At 45.9% G+C, this 15,665-nt stretch carries 12 protein-coding genes; 9 read left to right on the top strand and 3 right to left on the bottom strand.

The window, feature by feature from the left end:
* Positions 1-112 precede the first annotated feature (112 nt).
* The 8 genes from J4N44_RS17135 (at position 113) to J4N44_RS17100 (ending at position 11,344) form a co-directional block, all read left to right on the top strand.
* Positions 113-2,071 carry a sensor histidine kinase gene (locus J4N44_RS17135; RefSeq protein ID WP_252045505.1) on the top strand — a complete coding sequence of 653 codons (1,959 nt, stop codon included), beginning with the start codon at positions 113-115 and terminating at the stop codon, positions 2,069-2,071.
* On the top strand, positions 2,064-3,290 hold the full coding sequence (locus J4N44_RS17130) for a sigma-54-dependent transcriptional regulator (RefSeq protein ID WP_009696510.1): 1,227 nt from the start codon (positions 2,064-2,066) through the stop codon (positions 3,288-3,290). Before J4N44_RS17135 ends, J4N44_RS17130 begins: the two co-directional genes overlap by 8 nt.
* A 113-nt stretch (positions 3,291-3,403) precedes the next feature.
* A complete protein-coding gene (locus tag J4N44_RS17125; protein ID WP_005449876.1) occupies positions 3,404-4,795 on the top strand; it encodes an HlyD family type I secretion periplasmic adaptor subunit in 1,392 nt (463 codons plus the stop codon).
* Between the two features lie 115 nt (positions 4,796-4,910).
* Positions 4,911-5,594, top strand: a complete 684-nt coding sequence (locus J4N44_RS17120; RefSeq protein WP_017189818.1) for a transglutaminase-like cysteine peptidase — start codon at positions 4,911-4,913, stop codon at positions 5,592-5,594.
* A gap of 5 nt (positions 5,595-5,599) precedes the next feature.
* On the top strand, positions 5,600-7,513 hold the full coding sequence (locus J4N44_RS17115; RefSeq protein WP_026000294.1) for a bifunctional diguanylate cyclase/phosphodiesterase: 1,914 nt from the start codon (positions 5,600-5,602) through the stop codon (positions 7,511-7,513).
* Between the two features lie 16 nt (positions 7,514-7,529).
* A complete protein-coding gene (locus J4N44_RS17110; RefSeq protein WP_005450056.1) occupies positions 7,530-9,644 on the top strand; it encodes a type I secretion system permease/ATPase in 2,115 nt (704 codons plus the stop codon).
* Between the two features lie 392 nt (positions 9,645-10,036).
* Positions 10,037-10,624 carry a mechanosensitive ion channel family protein gene (locus tag J4N44_RS17105; protein WP_050937455.1) on the top strand — a complete coding sequence of 196 codons (588 nt, stop codon included), beginning with the start codon at positions 10,037-10,039 and terminating at the stop codon, positions 10,622-10,624.
* Positions 10,625-10,759: 135 nt separating this feature from the next.
* Positions 10,760-11,344 (top strand): flavodoxin family protein, encoded by a 585-nt coding sequence (locus J4N44_RS17100; protein WP_252045504.1) that lies wholly within the window; start codon positions 10,760-10,762, stop codon positions 11,342-11,344.
* 62 nt (positions 11,345-11,406) lie between these two features.
* On the opposite strand, the gene J4N44_RS17095 is transcribed toward J4N44_RS17100, so the two are convergent.
* On the bottom strand, positions 11,407-13,032 hold the full coding sequence (locus J4N44_RS17095; protein WP_252045503.1) for a peptide ABC transporter substrate-binding protein: 1,626 nt from the start codon (positions 13,030-13,032) through the stop codon (positions 11,407-11,409).
* 171 nt (positions 13,033-13,203) lie between these two features.
* Between J4N44_RS17095 and mpaA the strand changes: the two genes are divergently transcribed.
* Entirely contained in the window at positions 13,204-13,914 is a 711-nt protein-coding gene (gene mpaA, locus J4N44_RS17090; protein ID WP_026000292.1) for a murein tripeptide amidase MpaA, read from the top strand.
* A gap of 84 nt (positions 13,915-13,998) precedes the next feature.
* Here mpaA and J4N44_RS17085 read toward each other — a convergent pair whose 3' ends face one another.
* Positions 13,999-14,538 (bottom strand): outer membrane beta-barrel protein, encoded by a 540-nt coding sequence (locus J4N44_RS17085; RefSeq protein ID WP_005450047.1) that lies wholly within the window; start codon positions 14,536-14,538, stop codon positions 13,999-14,001.
* Between the two features lie 155 nt (positions 14,539-14,693).
* The gene (locus J4N44_RS17080; RefSeq protein ID WP_009696518.1) at positions 14,694-15,593 is read right to left on the bottom strand and encodes a LysR family transcriptional regulator; all 900 of its coding nucleotides are present in this window, start codon (positions 15,591-15,593) and stop codon (positions 14,694-14,696) included.
* Positions 15,594-15,665 lie beyond the last annotated feature (72 nt).

The following is a 15,665-nucleotide window of genomic DNA, read 5'->3' as shown; positions in this document are numbered from 1 at the left end:
GTTTTTGTCGATTGTGCGCCCGATGATAGGGAAATTCAAGGAAAGCAAGCGAGAACCCTGATTGCGGTTTTGTGTTATGTCACGTTGTCGCAGCAGCTCACAGCATCACTAAATGCCTTTTGATAACATGGCGTTAAAAACTAGTGAGCCAATCGTGAACCTACTTAACCCCAAAGCTCTGCGCCATTTTTTATTGGTCTTGCTCGCCATCGGTCTGGTCGGGCTGATGTTGACTCATAAATACGCAACCCAGCATCAACATGATCAGTGGCAAAATAAGCTGCAAACTCAAGCTTCGCAGGTTGCACAGGAAATCGATTATGAACTGGCAAAGTTTGAACAAATCCCGAACTTGCTCAGCCATGACCCAAGATTACTCGCAGCGGTCAAAGAGGGTAAACCGTCAGAATCCTTCAATTTATTGCTCGCTGATTGGTTAGCACAAAGCCTCGCTGACACTATTTACGTGCACAATAAAACCGGTTTGGTGATCGCATCGAGCAACTATCAACAAGACGACAGTTTCGTCGGTTCTAATTTTGCCTTTCGTCCTTACTTTCAACACGCATTAAATGGGGAGAAGGCTCAATACGTTGCCCTCGGGGTTCGCTCCAATAAGCGCGGATATTTCTTCTCATCGCCACTTTGGGTCAATGACGAAGTCGCAGGCGTAATAACAGTTAAAGTCAATTTAGAGCAACTAGAACAGCGCTTGGCACAAGACGATGGCGATTTACTGGTTGCGGGTGTGCACGACGTGGTGTTCATGAGTAACTTGCCCGATTGGCGCTATCGTGCTCTGTTCCCATTATCTGAACAAGCAAAACAAGAGCTCAATCAAACTCAACAATACGGTGATACCCTTCCTCAATATCGTGGCGAGCTCACTGGGCAAAGCGGAGTCAATCAGTTTGAAAACAACCAACTCTTGGTGTCACCCAACTACCTTGCTTACGCGACCAATCTGTTTGACAAAGGTTTTCGCGTCATTGCACTGATTAGCCAACAAGAAGTCTTCACCGCTGTATTGCAAGCCGACATAGTTTATCTGCTGCTGTATGCGCTCGTGGGGTTAATTGCGTTGGCATGGTTCCAAATGCTGGTCAACAAAGCACGTCTTGCCAATGTCAATGCCAGCTTGGAAGAAAAGGTAACAGAGAGAACTTTCATCCTCAGCCAAGCCAACCACAAGTTACAACAAACCGTGCATCAATATGAGCAGAGCCAACAAGAACTGAAGCAAACGCAACAAGAGCTAACTCAAGCGGCAAAGTTAGCGCTACTTGGTGAACTGTCTGCAAGCATTAATCACGAAATCAATCAGCCACTGGCTGCGCTGCGGACTTACACCGAAAACTCGCAGCGTTTAATGACAATGGAGCGTTACCCAATGGTGGCGGACAATCTGGATAAGATGCTGTCGCTCAACGATACCATGGCCGAAGTCATTGCACGCTTAAAGGTCTTCACGCGTAAGACGGATGACAACCTACACAGTGAGGTATCGGTTCTACACGATGCGGTGCACAACGCGACACGTATTCTGAGCAGTAAGCTGATCAAACAGGGAGTGACGCTTAAAGTGCCAGCCATTGAATACGACGTAAAACTCGCGATTCACAGCGTCGAGCTTGAGCAAGTGCTGATCAATCTATTCCACAACGCAGCTCAAGCTATGGAAGGGTATTGTATCGACCCACAGATTTCGATTGCCGTGCAGTGTGACCAGAGTAACTGCGATATTTTGGTTTCTGACAACGGTCCCGGCATGTCAGAACACGCCTTAGCTAAGATTTTCGACCCGTTTTACACCACCAAGCCAGAGGGGCTCGGACTGGGTTTAACCATCTCAAAACGCATTTTGGAGAGCTATCAAGGCTCACTCAGCGCTTATAATCATGATGCTAATAGCGATGATGCTGATAGCGATGATGCTGATAGCGATGCCGATTATACCCGTCACGCTCACAACCAAATGGATACACAATCTCAGCTATCAGGTGGGATGACTTTTGTCGTCAGCGTACCTCTCGTTTCACTTCATCCAGCAGAGGAAGACTCTCATGCATAACCCTGTTTTCTTTGTCGATGATGAGCCACATATTCGTGATGCGGTTACTCAAGCGTTATTGATTGAAGGAATTGACGTCACTTGCTTCCCAAATGCAGTTGAAGCGCTGCGCGTGATTGATCCCAATACGCCAGCACTGATCATCACCGATATCCACATGCCAGTGATGAATGGGTTAGAGTTCATGCGCACCCTGTTAGGCAAAAATAATCACTTTCAATTTATCGTATTAACTGGGCATGGTGATGTAAAAACCGCGGTCGAAGCGATGAAGAGCGGTGCGTATGACTTTCTTGAAAAGCCATTCTCTACCGAGCAACTATTAAAATCGCTCAACAATGCCGGCGATAAACTGGTCTTATTGCAAGAAAACGTCTGGCTAAAGAAAGAGCTCGACATGCAAACCCATGTCGGTCCAAAAATGATTGGTCACAGTCAAGCTATGGTCGACATTCGCCGTGCGCTGATAAGCGCCCCACTCCACCAGCCGCTCATTTTTGTCGGTGAAGATGGCACAGGGCGAAGACTCGCTGCTCAGTTTGCTCACGATATCCATGCGACCGCAGAAAGTGAGTTGATTGCCGCATCCGGTGAAGACTTATACGAGCTTTCACATGAAGCATTAGACAAAACCATACATCATCTTACAGACGGTAAAAGCCATTGCAGTTTGTACTTACACAGCGCCGAGCATATATCGGAAAAACAGTGGCAATGCTTGTTTAACCACCCGAAACTGCAACGCGTATTTGGTGCTGCAAACACCGTCGATAAAGGCATTGAAAGCTCAGTAAAGATGATTCGGATGCCGAATTTGAATGAACGCAAAGAAGACATCGGTCCCTTATACAAACACTTCGTGCGTCATGCAGCGAGTCGCTATCAGCTCCAACCCCCTCAGATTAGTCTGAATGAAGTGAAGCGGATTACGGAACTCGATTGGCCAGAAAACATCAAACAATTGAGGCAGTTTGCCGAATTAAGGGCATTGAAACCGGACGCGTTTCGTATGGAGGATTGGAACAGCGAAAAAAGCATTGAAATCCAAAGTATGACCCAACGCACAGAACACTTTGAATATTGCTTGTTGTTTGATGCCTTGCAACGACATAGAGGCAGACTCAAAGAGGTTCAACTAGAATTACAAGTGTCGCGCAAAACCTTGTACGACAAACTAAAAAAACATCAGTTGGACAAAACAAAGTTCAAGGCACAGTAAATGAGGGGGGACTTACCCCTTTCACACATTTTTATTAGCTGAGTATGCTGACATGCTCCGTTAATAATAATAAGATCAAAAAGATAAACCGTCTTTATAAAACAAGGAATGTGATGAGCCGAGACAACTACAACAAACTAAGCAGCGAAGAGCTGGATTTTGTTGACGACAAAACCGCTGCATTGCTTCTAAATACGCCAAATAGTGCCCGCTTAATGCTGTGGGTGATGGTGTTATTCTTTGTTGCGGCTATCGCTTGGGCGTCGTGGGCGCAAATCGATAAAGTAACCGTAGGGCAAGGCAAGGTTATCCCTTCCTCTCAAATCCAAGTCGTACAAAACCTCGAAGGTGGTTTGGTCAAAGAGATCTTGGTGAAGGAAGGTCAACGAGTCGAAAAAGGTCAGCAGTTGTTATTGATTGACGACACGCGTTTCCGCTCAGACTTCCGTGAACGTGAACAACAAGTTGCCAACTTGACGGCTTCCGTACTGCAACTTTCTGCGTCGATCAGTAGTGTCGAAGTCAATCGCGATTTCGATGACAGCAACTGGGAACAAAATGTCGTTCTTGATTACGGAAAACTGACATTCCCACCAACGCTTGAAGAAAATCAACCTCGCCTAACGCAACGCCAAAAAGCGGAATACCGAGAAGACCTAGATAATCTGCGTAACCAAATTTCAGTTATCGACCAGCAAGTAAAGCAGAAGCAGCAAGACCTGGTTGAGATCCAAGCACGTGTGAGTAACTTGCGCCAGAGCTATCGTTTTGCCAAGAAAGAGTTAGACATTACCAAGCCGCTCGCAGATGAAGGCGTTGTGCCTAAAATCGAACTGTTGAAACTACAGCGTCAGGTGAACGACACACGCCGCGAAATGACATCCAGTGAACTGAAGATTCCCGTAATCAAATCTGGTATCCGCGAATCCATGCTTAATCGTATTGATGTTGCTCTGAAATTCCGTTCTGAACAACAAGAGAAGCTCAATAGCACCCAAGACCAACTTTCTGCGCTCGTGGAATCGGCTGTGGGCTTGGAAGACCGCGTAAATCGTACCGTTGTGGTTTCTCCAGTGACAGGCACTATCAAAACATTGAACGTCAACACCGTTGGCGGCGTTATTCAACCGGGTATGGACATCGTCGAAATCGTCCCAACTGAAGATACCCTTTTGGTTGAAGCCAAAATTGCACCGAAGGATATCGCATTCTTGCGCCCTGACCTTCATGCCATCGTGAAATTCACCGCGTACGATTTTACCAAGTACGGCGGTCTTGAAGGGGAACTGGAGCACATCAGTGCCGACACAACACAAGATGAGGAAGGCAACAGCTTCTATATCGTGCGTGTACGAACTGAGAAAACCAGTTTTGGACAGGATGCAGACTTGCCAATCATTCCAGGTATGACGGCTTCAGTCGATATCATCACAGGTAAGCGAACCGTTTTGGAATACCTGCTTAAACCAATTTTGAGCGCCAAAACCAACGCACTTAAGGAGTAAGTGTCAGCAAGGACTCTCCAATGTATATTTAAGTGTTGATAAGTGGTTAAATAAAAAGCACTTATTTCTCACTGTCGAGCCCATTGGAAGAGTACACTTGTGATGTGAGTCGAATATGCCACCCAGATTGAAGCGTAAAGTTACATTATTAATCAGCATTAGTTGTTTTTCGTTCCAAATTGGAGCCTTGAACAACAAAGAACAAAGATGGGTCGATACGGTCACTTCAGTCTATGGTGAACGCGCTGGAATGCGCGTGAAAACCTGGCGAGATAATATCGACTTTTTTAAAACATTGGAGACTCATGAAAAGCTGGCAGGCGTTAACGACTTTTTCAATCAACTTTACTTCGTTGACGACATAGACCTATGGGGCAAAAAAGACTACTGGGCAACACCACTCGAGTTTTTAGGCAGCAATGCCGGTGACTGTGAAGATTTCACTATTGCCAAATACTTCTCTTTACTCGAGCTTGGCGTACCGGATTCAAAGATGCGTTTGATCTACGTAAAAGCCATCGAATTGAATCAGTTTCACATGGTACTCGCCTATTACCCAACCCCAAGTTCAGAGCCGCTCATTCTCGACAACATCAATCCAGAAATTGTCCGAGCCTCCAAGCGTAGCGATTTGCTACCGATTTACAGTTTTAATGGTTCAAACCTATGGCTAATGAAGTCTTCTGCTAGCGTTGGAGAGCTAGCAGGAAAAGCCTCACGTTTGAGCCTTTGGAATGACTTACGCTCGCGCGAACGTAAGTTGCAGTTAAAAAAACCTAAAATTAACTATGACGAGTGAAAAACATGACCCTATATAAGAAGCTTGTAGTGGGAATGGTTACGGTCTTTATACTCTTGATGGCATCAGTATTCGTAATCCAGTTCAACACTACTCGAGACAGCTTAGAGCAGCAGCAACGTTCAGAGGTCAACAACACCATTAACACCGTTGGTTTGGCACTGGCACCTTATTTAAAAGACAAGGATAAGGTGGCGGTAGAATCCGTGATTAATGCGTTGTTCGATGGCAGTACTTATTCTGTCGTACGTCTCACCGCGTTAGATTCGGATTACCAAATCGTACGCTCGTACCCAGTCAAGCCAAGCCATGTTCCACAATGGTTCATCGACTTGAACTTGTTCAAAGCGATTCATGATAAACGCGTGGTAACCAGTGGTTGGATGCAACTTGCAGAAGTTGAAATCATCAGCCACCCAGGAGCTGCTTACGAGCAACTTTGGCAAGGCTTTATTCGCTTACTTACGGCATTTGGCATTATCTTCCTAGTGGGTCTGATTGCGATTTCTTACATTCTACGTCGCTCATTAAAACCGCTGGCTGCCATCGTGAAGAAGATGCACGAGATCGCCAACAACCAGTTTGGTGACCCACTGGCGCGTCCAAAAACCAAGGACCTAATTGCAGTGGTTGATGGCATCAACTCGATGTCAGCACAAATCGAACTGTCATTTAAAGAACAAGCCAAAGAAGCACAGCGTCTGCGTGCTCAAGCTTACCTAGACCCAATCTCCAAACTAGGTAACCGCTCGTTCTACATTAACCAAGTTGACCAATGGCTTGCAGAACAAACGCAAGGGGGTATCGCGCTACTCCATGCTGAATACATTGGCGATATTTACGAGACGAAAGACTATCAACGCGCTGATGCCCACGTGAAAGAGTTGTCTCAACGTCTGAAAAACACTATCGATGTACCAGGAGCGACCATTGCTCGTCTATCTAGCGACGAATTCGGTCTATTATTCCCACACATGGATGAGAGCGAACTGCGCATTCTCGCTGACAGTATCGTTAACTGTGTAAATGGTCTGAATACCGATCCTACCGGTCTTGCGAAACCAAAAGCATCACTGGGTGTTGCACACAGTAAAGATCAGAAAACGCGCACTGAAGTGCTATCGATGGTGGATAACGCCTTGTCGAAAGCGAAAGCGCAACCAGACAAAGCGTACGGCTTCGTTGGTGGTGAAAATACTTCTAACCTTATGGGTAAACAGCAATGGAAAGCGTTGGTTGAAGAAGCGATTCACAGCGATTGGATTAAATTCCGCTTCCAGTCTGCGAAGAATACTTGGGGTAAAGTGTTCCACAATGAGGTGTTCTCAAGCATCGAAAAAGATGGCGAGACTTACCGTGCAAACCAATACCTGTTTGCTCTTGAGCAGCTAGACGCAACCAACATCTTCGACCAATACGTCATTGAGTCGATGATTAAGATGTTAGAAAGCGGCGAGCTAAAAGAGCCAGTGGCAATCAACATCGCACAAAGCAGCTTGTCTCAACCATCGTTCATTCGTTGGACCACCAGCATGCTAGAGAAGCACCCGAAAGTTGCACCTATGCTTCACTTTGAGCTTCCAGAAGCGTGTTTCATTGACCATCCGCACCATACAGCCCTGCTGTGTAACGCGATTCGTCAAACTGGTGCAGAGTTCGGTGTTGATAACTATGGCCGTAACTTCCAGTCACTTGAGTACATTCAGGAATTCCGCCCGAATTACGTAAAACTGGATTACCTATTCACGCATAACTTGCACGACGAGAAACAGAAGTTCACGCTGACTTCGATCTCACGTACTGCTCATAATTTGGGTATTACCACGATCGCATCTCGTGTTGAAACACAGATTCAGTTGGATTTCCTAACCGAACACTTTGTGGAAGTCTTCCAAGGCTTCATCGTCGACAAGGAATAAGAAAGGTATACCAAGGATGAAAGACCCTTTACTGAACTCGCTCATTTACGTTAGCCGATACTACGGACTAGCCAACTCACCGGAAGCCCTGATTAACGGTCTTCCGCTCTCTGATGGCAAGCTTACCCCGTTTCTGCTACCAAGAGCGGCGGAAAGGGCCGGATTGGTTGCCAAGGAAAACCGTGCAGATTTAGACAAGATCTCTAGCCTAATTCTGCCGGCTATCTTACTTCTTAAAGGTGGTGATTCTTGCGTTCTCAATAGCATTAACGTTGAGAAGCAAGAAGCTGAAATCACCACCCTAGAAAGCGGAATGGTGCCTATCTCCATTCCTCTAGAAGACCTACTTGAGCAGTACACTGGTCGCTATTTTTTAGTTAAAAAGCAATTCCGTTATGACGAGCGCTCTCCCGAAGTGCTCAAAACCAAAGAAGGTCACTGGTTCTGGTCAACCTTGTGGCAATCTAAACGCATCTACCGCGATGTGCTTATCGCTTCTCTCCTTATCAACATCTTTGCTATCGCTGCACCAATGTTCACTCGCTTGGTGTATGACAAAGTAGTACCAAACCTCGCGTTTGAGACGCTATGGGTGTTGGCAAGCGGTATCTTTGTGGTGTTCTTGTTTGATTTCTTGCTCAAATCACTGCGTAACTACTTCATCGACGTTGCAGGTAAGAAATCCGACATCCTGATTTCCTCTAAGCTGTTTAGCAAAGTGATGGGCATCCGTATGGAATCCAAGCCGCCTTCTGTGGGTGCGTTTGCTCGCCACTTGCAAGAGTTTGAATCCATTCGTGAATTCTTTACCTCTGCCACGGTAAGTGCGTTGATTGACTTACCTTTCGCGATTCTCTTCCTGATTATCATCTGGTTAATGGCTGGCGACTTAGTATTCGTGCCTATGGTGGGCGTGGTGATTCTGATGATTCACTCCGCGTTGATCCAAGGTCCATTGCGCCGCTCGATTGAAGAAGGTTCACGTCTTGCTTCACAGAAATACGCTAACTTGATTGAGAGCCTATCTGGCTTAGAAACGGTGAAAATGCTGAGTGCACAAAGCCAATTCCAATACCGCTGGGAAGAAGCCGTTGCACACATGGCAAACTGGAACATCAAGAGCCGTCGTATCACCGACAGTATTCAAAATGCAGCAGGTTTTGTGCAGCAAAGTAGTAACGTCGGCATGATCATTTTAGGCGTGTACTTAATTGCGAATGGGGACCTCACCATGGGTGGTTTGATTGCTGCAACCATGCTAAGTGGTCGAGCGATTGGTCCTATGGTTCAGCTTTCTTTGCTTTCAACCCGATACAACCAAGCGAAGTCTTCGATGACCATCATTAATCAAGTGATGGAAATGCCAGACGAGCAAGAAGAAGGTAAACGCTACATTCACCGTCCTATCGTGCAAGGTAAGATTGAAATTGACCGAGTAACCTTCCATTACCCAGATGCACCAGTAGCATCGATTCGTGATTTGAGCCTAACCATCAATCCAGGTGAGAAAGTGGCGATCATCGGTCGTATTGGTTCGGGTAAAACCACGCTAGAACGCTTGATAATGGGTCTGTACAAGCCAACAGAAGGTCATGTGCGTATTGATGACACCGATATTGAACAGCTTCATCACGTGGACGTACGACGCAATATCGGCTGCGTACCGCAAGATTCGAATCTGTTCTTCGGCTCGATTCGCGACAACATTACACTCGGTCGTCCACTAACCGATGATCGCGATGTATTAGATGCAGCAAACCGAGCGGGCGTCACAGCCTTTACTCAATCTGACCCAGCAGGTCTTGAGCGTCAGGTCGGTGAAGGTGGTGCGATGCTTTCAGGTGGTCAGCGTCAAGCGGTAACCATTGCGCGAGCGTTTTTAGGTCGCCCACCTGTGCTATTGATGGATGAGCCAACCAGTGCAATGGATAACCGTTCGGAAATGCACATCAAACATCAGTTAGCGCAATTAAAACCAAGTGAGACGCTGATTTTGATTACACACAAAACCTCAATGCTCGACATTGTTGATCGCGTGATAGTCATGGAAAAAGGCAGTGTGATTGCAGATGGTCCGAAGGCGCAAGTGCTTAACGACTTGAAGCAAGGTAAGGTTCGCGCCGTCAGCTAGCACTAAACCGCACAAAAAAATCAAAGCCCCGTTGAACTGAGTGTTTCGCGGGGCTTATTTATTGAAGGTGAGTAAACCAAAATAGCCAAACTCTTCGAGAAGTATCCAAACCAACACAAAGACAACAATGGCGACAAGTCCCATGATAGCCCTTTCATCTTCTTCCACACATCCCTCCACTTTCCATAGCGCAATCAACTTGTCTAGATTAGCAGCAGCGAACACAACAAAGAGCAAGGTTCATTACGTCTCAGTCCGGAACTGGGATAAAGGTCAAAATTTGTTCAACATAAATCTCATTCCGCAGTGAAAATAGTTAATTACTTGCGAGTCAAAATCGGCTATAACACGCGCCTTCTTAATATTCTCGAGTTGAAGAAATGAATCATTGGATGCATTTAGAGCAAATCAGTCAGTATTTCACGGCGGGCTCTATCGGTTATAAAGTGTTGATGGGCGTCATCATTGTGATCGCTTATCGCTTGCTAAAGAAGATCGCCAACCGAGCGATTCTGAATTTGGCAGAAGCTAAAGGCGTAAACAAAGCACGCTTGAGCTTTATTCAACGTTGCTTCAACGTCGCATTTTTGTTCCTGTTTGCTTCGCTATTCGCCATCGTGACCGGTATTGGTTATGGCGATGTGTCGCTGTTCCTATCGTCCATCTTCGCGGTATTGGGGGTGGCTTTCATCGCTCAATGGTCGATTCTTAGTAACATCACGGCAAGCTTTCTGATCTTCTTTGTCTTCCCATATCGTGTCGGTGACCGCATTAAAGTCGTGGATAAAGACGAAGACATTAGCGGTGAGATTCAGGAAATCCGTATGTTTCATGTGTTGATCAAGCACGACAACGGCAACCTAATCACTTACCCGAACAACTTGATGCTCCAAAAAGCGGTACTCAAACTGGCAAAAGAGAAAGCCAAGGCTGAGGAGCCAAAAACCACATCACGCATTTATACCCGCAGAAAGAAATAGCCCACTAAAAAGCCGATGTTTCAACATCGGCTTTTTGTTTCCTCGGTTTTTTTAAACACCTTCTTGACCTCAACCATGCTTGAGGTTTTAGCCTTATTCGCACGATTCAAGATCAACAATGAAAAAGGAACCATTGTGGCTAAAATTGCGATTATTTATTTCTCTAAAACCGGCGTAACAGGTCAGCTTGCTCGCGCAATTGCCGCTGGCGCTGAACAACAGGGCATTGAACAGCAAGGTGGATTTGAAATTCTCTCTCATCGTATTCAAGGCAGTGAGATTATTGAGGGGCGTTTTGTGCACCCTAACCTAATGGATGAACTTGCTGAGTGTGATGCGATTATCTTTGGCTCTCCAACCTACATGGGCAGTGTGGCTGCGCAGTTTAAAGCATTTGCCGATGCAAGCAGTGAATCTTGGTGTTACCAAAAATGGGCAGGGAAAATCGCAGCCGGCTTTACCAGTGGTGGGGCTATGAATGGTGACCAATCTTGCACATTGCAATACCTACAAACGCTCGCTAACCAACACGGCATGATGTGGGTCGGCTTGGACAAGATCAGCAATTCTGGTGAGCAAAACCTTAATCGCTACGGTGTGCAAGGTGGCATTGTTGCTCAAGGTGGTGAAGATGGTCAGTTACCTCTTTCTGATCTCGCGACAGCCGAATATCTTGGCAAACGAGTCGCAATGCTAGTCAACAAGCTCTCCACCCGCTAAGAGAAAAGAAGCCCCGCAAGACACCTCTTCGGGGCTAGATTTTAGCACTGGTTGGTTAGGTGCTATTTCTTGATATAGAGGTCTTTCGAGTAAATACGACCTTCTACGTTGTTTTTGGCAAAACCACCCACCGTAGGGCGAACCAAACGCGCTTGCATGTAATAGTAAATCGGCGCGATTGGCATATCCGTAGCTAATAGTTGCTCTGCTTGGTCATAGAAACCTTGGCGCGCTTTTTCATCGGTGGCAGCCAATGCACTGTTCATCGCGCTGTCATAGGCTTCACTACTGTAGCGAGCAAAGTTACCTGACGAGCCTGAGCGCAACAGACTCAAGAAAGTGGACGCTTCGTTGTAGTCTCCACACCACGAGGCACGCATGACATCAAAATCCCCTTGCTTACGTGCGACCAGGTAAGATTTCCACTCTTGGTTTTCTAGCTCAACCTTGGCTCCCAAATTGTTCTTCAACATAGAAGCAATTGCCACTGCAATGGCTTTGTTGGACTCGCTGGTGTTGTACAGCAATTTGAAATCCAAAGGCTTACCGTCTCCGTACCCTGCTTCTTTCAACAGTTCACGCGCCTTTGCATCACGCTGTTTCTGTGTCCATGCGCTATATTCTGGCTGAGTTGCGTCAAAGCCCGCCGTGTATTGATGAGCAAATGTGTATGCAGGCAAGTTACCCACTTGAGTCACACCATCGGTGATCACATCACGCATGATGGAGTAAGACACAGCTTTACGAACTCGCTCATCATCAAACGGGGGACGAGTGGTATTAAACGCATAATAGTAAGTACAAAGCAGAGGCACCGCGGTATAAGCTTGTGCATATTCTTTCTTCAGCTTTTGCGCCATGTGTGTAGGAACATCTGAAGTAATATCAACCTCACCCACGGCATAACGATTGATCGAGGCATTTTGGTTTTCAAACGGAATATAAGTCACCTGAGTGAGGTGAGCGTCTTCGCTATCCCAGTAGTTTGGGTTCTTCTTCAGTTCAATGCGCTCATTCACCACCCACTTGTCTAGCACGAATGCACCATTGCCAACAAACTGCTTAGGATCACTCCACGGTTTATTGCTGCTCTCAACCGTCGCTTTGTGCACTGGCATCATGGAGGTATGCCCGGTCATTGCGACAAAATAAGGCACCTTGCTATCCAGCTCGAAACGTAGCGTATGTTTATCGACAGCGGTAATACCGAGATTATCCAGCGGCTTCTTACCTTCCGCAACATCAGCAATGTTTTTGATCTTGGTGAGTTTGAGATACCAAACATTCGGTGATGCCGTTTTAGGATCCACAGCTCGGCGCAGCGAATAAACAAAGTCATCCGCTGTCACAGGATCGCCATTCGACCATTTCGCATCTTTACGCAGATGGAACACAAAAGTTTGGTTATCTTCCGTTTGCCAAGATTCTGCAACGCCGGGAACGATGTTGCCATCACGATCTTGGATGACTAAGCCTTCGAACAAATCGCGAATGATGTGCATCTCGGGTAAGCCTTCAGCCTTTGCCGGATCTAGTGTCGCTGCTTCGGCATCGTTTGCACGCACTAAATGTTGTTCAGATGCCAATTGCACGCCATCAGGTAGAGAGTCTGCGAACGCAGCTGCGGACAAAAATGGGGTCAATAAAGAGGAAATCACTAACGCTGTAGAATGCTTTTTAAAATCCATATCGTTCTTCGTTCTCCTAACACGTCTTTTGAAGCAAGTACCACAATTGATAATACAAGCATTGACGAACTTTAAGTGTTCGGTTTATACCCAAGTAATCTCAAAGTGCTAGTTTCAGCAACCATAACTTGAGTGATATCCAAATACTAATCGAACAATCAGGAGATTACGGTGAGTCTAATTCCAAGAACGGAAAGAGCGGCTTTTTTAATTTCGCCGATATCATATGGAAAATCGGTGTTGGGCGCGCCATTGCTGTACTTCCCTGCGCAAGTAGAAAGTAACTCCCGAGGTTTGATTTTAGCAGGCACACACGGTGATGAGACAGCGTCTATCGCAGGGCTATCTTGCGCGCTGAGAAGTTTGCCCGCTGAAGATTTAAAGCATGACGTTATTTTATCGATGAACCCAGATGCCAACCAGTTGGGTACACGAGCAAACGCCAATCAAGTCGACTTAAACCGTGCTTTCCCCACACAAAATTGGACAGAACACGGCACCGTCTATCGTTGGAGTTCACACACACCCGTGAGGGATGTCAAAGTCAAAACAGGCAGCAAACAATCGCTTGAACCCGAAGTCGATGCATTAATTAACCTGATTGAGCAACGTAATCCAAAGTTCGTGGTCTCTTTTCATGAGCCCCTTGCGTTTGTTGATGATCCAGCCCATTCAGTGCTGGCGAAGTGGCTTGGAGAGCAGTTCAAGCTACCGCTCGTCGATGACGTAGATTACGAAACTCCGGGATCATTCGGAACTTGGTGTAACGAGCGCGCATTGCCATGCATTACGGTTGAACTACCCGCGATCTCTGCTGATCTGACAATTGAACAGCACCTAGACGCATTTATCGCTCTACTGCAGCACCAACCAGACTTTTAATTTCTCATCAAGACGTCAGTTTGCTGTTGCATACGAATAATAGAGGGGGAACAGGGGACACAAAATGCATGTCCCCTCTAAGAATTAGAACTTGTAGCCAACTAGAAGGTTAGAAGTTGTTGCATCGATACCAGCAAAATCTACAACTGAGATTTGAGCATCCAACGTAATTCCATTTTGGAATACGTAACCGCCTTGCACAGCGAAACCAGTCGAAGAGTCTGAGTCACTAACTGATGTGTATGCGTTGTACACTGTCGCTTCCGTATCAGTAGCAGCTAGACCACCTAAAATACGCCAACCGCTCATGCTCTCATAACCAACCATAAGGTTTGCTTGCGAAGCCTCTACATGCGCACCTAGATAGCCGATTGATGCACTGTCTTCAACGATGGTTGGAACATAAGAACCAGCGATCACAAGACCATTGTTAAAAGTGTACGAAACACCGAAAGATACACCGCTTTCCGTCGCCGCTGTAACATTATCAAGGGAAGTCATTGCGTAGCCAATATTTACACCAAAACCAGAACGGTCGTATGAGGAGCCTTCAATTGTTTCTGCAGAAACAAAAGTTGAAGTGAAAATAGTAGCTAACGAAAGAGCAACAATTGAACGTGTCATATAATAAAAACCCAAATATGCGTGCGATGCACTGAAACGATATTCACAAAACGTGATATTTAAGGGGTGCGAATTATAGGCAACAAGTTGCTCCCTTCAACTAAACTCACTTATTGTTACCACAACATGTTGTTATTGAACAAAAAACCACCGAATCATCTATTGTTTTTAAAAAAATCAATAAATGCTCGTGTTCGTTTCGGTAGATGTTCACGTTTAGGGTAAAGCAGGTAGAGTGGAAGTATCGCTTTAGTGCGCCAATCGGGGAGTAAAGTGACAAGTTGCGCTCGCTCTTGGGGACTCAGTTTTTCTAGTGCAAACTCATCCAACATCGCGACACCGCAACCAGCTACTGTCGCATCAAGCATCGATTGGACAAGATTAAAGCACAACACGCTGGATAACGTGACCTTAATGTCTTGTTGAGTTTGCTGATGATGAAAGTGCCATGTATCCAGATTCAATTCAGCATTGCGATAGGTAATGTGCTCTAAAAGATGCAAATCTTCTGGTGTGTTTGGTGATGGTTTTGTCGCTAGATACGCTTTGCTCGCGAATGGTTTACAGTGTAAAGAACGCAGATGGTGTCCGACATACCCTTCAGGGGGTGAGTCGGTAAAAAAGAACGCAAGATCAAACCCAGACTCAATCAAATCGAGCGGTGTCTCAGTGAAAATCACCTCAAACGTAACGTCGGGGAACTGCTGGCGAAATGCAATTAATGAAGGGTTGAGTAACTCCGCACCAAATGAGGCAGAAGCAGCAATACGTAAATGCCCAGCAACCTTATCGGTCTCCATCACTTGTTCATTAATCTGTTCCACGTTTTCCATTAAGCCTTTCACTTGGTGGTAGAAACGCTGTCCATCATAAGTAAGGTTAAATTGTCGCGTGGTGCGTTGGATAAGCTGAACAGAAAGTATCGCCTCCAACTGCCTAAGTTGACGACTCACATGAGCATTGGAACAGCGCAGCTTTTTAGCCGCACCAGCAATACTTTTCTCTTCGCACAGTGCAATGTAAATCGGTACGTAACTGAGCCAGTTTATTTCCATATAGTAATTATGAATCTCTAAAATCAATCTACTGGAAATAATAGAAAGGCTCTACACTGCGCACAACTTAAA

Origin of the sequence: Vibrio sp. SCSIO 43155 (assembly GCF_023716605.1) — a bacterium.
Taxonomy (GTDB): Bacteria; Pseudomonadota; Gammaproteobacteria; order Enterobacterales; family Vibrionaceae; genus Vibrio; species Vibrio harveyi.
The sequence above is the reverse complement of the archived record's forward strand: the minus strand, read 5'-3'. Positions and strand labels throughout refer to the sequence as shown.

Coding starts and splice junctions, on each gene's coding strand:
- J4N44_RS17135 (WP_252045505.1), top strand. CDS start 113: ATGCCTTTTGATAACATGGCGTTAAAAACTAGTGAGCCAATCGTGAAC.
- J4N44_RS17130 (WP_009696510.1), top strand. CDS start 2,064: ATGCATAACCCTGTTTTCTTTGTCGATGATGAGCCACATATTCGTGAT.
- J4N44_RS17125 (WP_005449876.1), top strand. CDS start 3,404: ATGAGCCGAGACAACTACAACAAACTAAGCAGCGAAGAGCTGGATTTT.
- J4N44_RS17120 (WP_017189818.1), top strand. CDS start 4,911: ATGCCACCCAGATTGAAGCGTAAAGTTACATTATTAATCAGCATTAGT.
- J4N44_RS17115 (WP_026000294.1), top strand. CDS start 5,600: ATGACCCTATATAAGAAGCTTGTAGTGGGAATGGTTACGGTCTTTATA.
- J4N44_RS17110 (WP_005450056.1), top strand. CDS start 7,530: ATGAAAGACCCTTTACTGAACTCGCTCATTTACGTTAGCCGATACTAC.
- J4N44_RS17105 (WP_050937455.1), top strand. CDS start 10,037: ATGCATTTAGAGCAAATCAGTCAGTATTTCACGGCGGGCTCTATCGGT.
- J4N44_RS17095 (WP_252045503.1), bottom strand. CDS start 13,032: ATGGATTTTAAAAAGCATTCTACAGCGTTAGTGATTTCCTCTTTATTG.
- J4N44_RS17085 (WP_005450047.1), bottom strand. CDS start 14,538: ATGACACGTTCAATTGTTGCTCTTTCGTTAGCTACTATTTTCACTTCA.
- J4N44_RS17080 (WP_009696518.1), bottom strand. CDS start 15,593: ATGGAAATAAACTGGCTCAGTTACGTACCGATTTACATTGCACTGTGC.